This window comes from Lactiplantibacillus fabifermentans DSM 21115 (assembly GCF_000498955.2).
GTDB classification, from domain to species: Bacteria; Bacillota; Bacilli; order Lactobacillales; family Lactobacillaceae; genus Lactiplantibacillus; species Lactiplantibacillus fabifermentans.
Map to the genome: position 1 here is coordinate 1 of NZ_AYGX02000130.1, position 3089 is coordinate 3089.

Consider the following 3089-nt stretch of genomic DNA (forward strand, 5'->3'; position numbering starts at 1 on the left):
GTTATGCTGAACAATTTGTCCAAAAATTCGGATTAAATTTGCAATCTACCAATTTAACAGACTTATTTTCAAATAAAAAAGCATGCTGAAACTAATCAGCACACGTTTTAATCAATCGTTAATAAGGTCGCAAAGCTACCGTCCCAAATACTTTCATGGTGGGCGCGAATTTGTTCAGCTGTCAGGATTGCCGAATCATAAGTAGTACTCAATCCACGGCCAATCGCCATCTGAAACCCACGATCATGACCGACACGAATCGCCGTATCCACACAATATTCGGTTTGCAACCCACACGCTTCCAACTCGTTGACCCCCAGATGTTGCAAATGAGTCGTTAACCCCGTTTCAAAAAATGAATCTGAATGATATTTAAGCATAACCCGATCTTGGGGTTGCCGAGCTAACTTATCGTCTAATTGCCAAGCATCACTGCCATACGGTAATTCTTCATCGGTGTGTTGCATGAAGATTACCGGTAGCTTGTGCGCATGATACGCCGCAATCCGCTGATTGATACGCGTCAATACCTTAGGATAGTCGTGCGTGTCAGTTAACCCATTTTGCATATCAATAACTAATAGTGCTTCTTGTATCATGATTATTCCTCCGTATAATTGCTTAAATAAGTCGTAATAGTTTGCCGCAATTGCTGGTCACGTTGGGCATCGTACGCATACTTAGCAGCGGTCCAGTGGTCTGGTGAATATAGCCACACTGACTTAGCCAGATGCGTCGGTGATTCGGTGGCATATCTTGGAAATACATGGGCATGTAAAAACGCATCCGTGTTGCCCAAAATATCATAGTTGATACGTTGTGCGCTGGTTGCAACTTGTATTGCATCACCCAAGATACTCATATCACGCAAAAACAACGTGCGTTCCGGTAGCGTCAATTCATTCAGACTGGCCACTTCCCGTCGCGGTAGTAATACTGAGTATCCCGGTAAAAATTGGACATCGCCAAACACTGCCACCCCGCCCGGTAACGTTGCCATCACCATTGGATTGGTACCGTTATTGGCTGATACAATGCGATTGTCACGCCAAGTTGTCAGCTACAATCGCCACTTTTCTAAGCGATATAATTGTTCGGCATCGGGATGGGGCACCCCCGGTTTAAATTGATAACCATAATGCACGTAAAACCCGCGGCCGGTTATCGAAGCTGGCACCTCAATCCGTTTAGCGCGCAGATAGTAAGGATCTGTTTGGAGTTGCGCCATGATCAAATTGCCAATACCGTGCCCCTGCCAACTAGGTGATACAAAAATCGTGAATAAACTGCTTTCAGTTTGGCTCCCCCAAAACGGCCCAATCGCGCCCGTACCAACTAACTGATCATCAGCGATAACAACATAGAAATGCGTGGCCTGGGCTTTTTGCATCAACCAGGCCGGCGTGATGCGCTGGACCGTCGCCTGAATATATTCCGGTGAATAATCGACTGCATTACTCGTTTTTAAGGTCGTCGCAATCAAGCTGACGGCAGCCGTTGCATCAGTCTTTCGAAAACGCCGAATCAAAACCATTCGCAACACTCCTTTATTTTTAACACGTTAATCATTTTTTAATAATACCACTAAAAATAATCGTCGACCATCGCCAAATTATCAAATTCTGGCGGCCATGCTATGATAATAATATAAATAAACCATCAGAAAGCTGGGTATCAAATGATTAATATTAATCATCGTCAACTTCAAGACGTTCCGCTGTTAGAAGTTGTTGACCGCGACTGGCAGACCGCCCCCTTGCCGCTGATCGTGTTCTATCACGGCTGGCGTTCAGAAAAAGAATTAGTCTTAACGCAAGCGCGTAAACTGGCGAGTCACAAAATGCGCGTCATCTTGCCGGATGCGCCCAACCACGGTGAACGCAGTCATCCAGTGAGCACCTTACCATCGATGACCTTTTGGCAAAGTATTCAAGGTAACTTAGCCGAATTTGAGCTAATCATTACTGACTACCGCCAACGTGGGCTAATTTTAGCTGACAAAATCGGAGTCGGCGGTTATTCGATGGGTGGCATGACCACTGGGGCCTTACTCACCCACCATCCCGAAATTAAAGCGGCCGCCATCATTATGGGCACGCCCAATTTAGCCGCCTATGCACAACTGGTCCGTAAAGATGCCAAACGGCGCAATTTGTACTTACCAAATGACATGGAAACTTTAACAAGTTGGCTTAATGCCTATGATTTGAACCAACATCCAGCAACCATTGCACAGCGGCCACTGTTGTTTTGGCATGGGACTGCTGATGAACGCATTCCGTATCAGCAAGCCCGCGACTTTTTCGACCGCTACCACCAAGCGGACTATGCCAATCAAATGGCGTTTATTACCGGGTATCAGGCCCAACATTTGGTCAAAATTCCATTAATGAATAAGATTACCAATTTCTTTGACTACTATTTAAATTAAAGCCAGACGTCATTAGTAAGGTTCAATCAGCGAGCCATCATAATCAGTAACGGACCCGTCACCGAGCGCGTCTTATGAATAACCCTCGTGATATATGGTTATCTTCGGTATAATTATACTTATGCAACGGAGGTAGCTAATTTTGACTCATTATAAATTTTATTATTCCAGATGGCAGTGTTTCATCTACTTATTGTTGGGCGGTGGGCTCATCTTAGTTGGCACCGCCATGATTAATATTGGTCTTACATCCCATATTTTACTCACTATCATGGGTCCTTTTTTAATATTAGCGGGACTATTCATCCAACTGATTGCCTTACACCGCTTGTTGACCAATCCGGCCGTCTTAGACGTCGGCCCGCAAGGAATTGCTTACCGCTATGGCACCTTTAGCAATCGCAAAGTAATGTGGTTGCCGTGGGAAAATATTGAAGACATCAAATTCGGTGATATTACGTATCAAAACTATACAAATAATTCAGTACCACTAAAATTGGAATATATTACGATTACCGTTACCACTGGATTTTTAAAAGAGTACCATATGTTTCGCGATAATATTTTTATTACTGGCAACGACCTAAGAATTACGACTAATACTTTGGTAGATTGTAAAATTAATCCGAACGCTGTTCGGACAAAAAAGATCAGCTTC

5 protein-coding genes are annotated in these 3089 nt (G+C 44.0%); 2 read left to right on the forward strand and 3 right to left on the reverse strand.

What is annotated here, in order from left to right; genetic code table 11:
- Positions 1-107: 107 nt before the first annotated feature.
- From DY78_RS11075 to DY78_RS11085, 3 genes are read right to left on the reverse strand one after another with little or no spacing between them, the layout of a single operon-like run.
- Positions 108-599: a cysteine hydrolase family protein gene (locus DY78_RS11075; RefSeq protein ID WP_024626270.1), complete on the reverse strand. Its 492-nt coding sequence runs from the start codon at positions 597-599 to the stop codon at positions 108-110.
- 2 nt (positions 600-601) lie between these two features.
- Positions 602-1006, reverse strand: a complete 405-nt coding sequence (locus tag DY78_RS11080) for an HIT family protein (RefSeq protein WP_420805687.1) — start codon at positions 1004-1006, stop codon at positions 602-604.
- A 54-nt stretch (positions 1007-1060) separates the two neighbouring features.
- Positions 1061-1534: a GNAT family N-acetyltransferase gene (locus DY78_RS11085; RefSeq protein ID WP_024626268.1), complete on the reverse strand. Its 474-nt coding sequence runs from the start codon at positions 1532-1534 to the stop codon at positions 1061-1063.
- A 144-nt stretch (positions 1535-1678) separates the two neighbouring features.
- On the opposite strand from DY78_RS11085, the gene DY78_RS11090 reads away from it, so the two are divergent.
- Entirely contained in the window at positions 1679-2431 is a 753-nt protein-coding gene (locus DY78_RS11090; RefSeq protein ID WP_024626267.1) for an alpha/beta fold hydrolase, read from the forward strand.
- 142 nt (positions 2432-2573) lie between these two features.
- Positions 2574-3089, forward strand: a 516-nt coding sequence (locus DY78_RS11095) for a hypothetical protein (RefSeq protein WP_191982878.1), incomplete at its 3' end; no start/stop codon positions are given.

Excerpts from the sequence above, each read along its gene's own strand:
- DY78_RS11075 (WP_024626270.1), bottom strand. The coding sequence starts at position 599 with ATGATACAAGAAGCACTATTAGTTATTGATATGCAAAATGGGTTAACT.
- DY78_RS11080 (WP_420805687.1), bottom strand. The coding sequence starts at position 1,006 with ATGGTGATGGCAACGTTACCGGGCGGGGTGGCAGTGTTTGGCGATGTC.
- DY78_RS11085 (WP_024626268.1), bottom strand. The coding sequence starts at position 1,534 with ATGGTTTTGATTCGGCGTTTTCGAAAGACTGATGCAACGGCTGCCGTC.
- DY78_RS11090 (WP_024626267.1), top strand. The coding sequence starts at position 1,679 with ATGATTAATATTAATCATCGTCAACTTCAAGACGTTCCGCTGTTAGAA.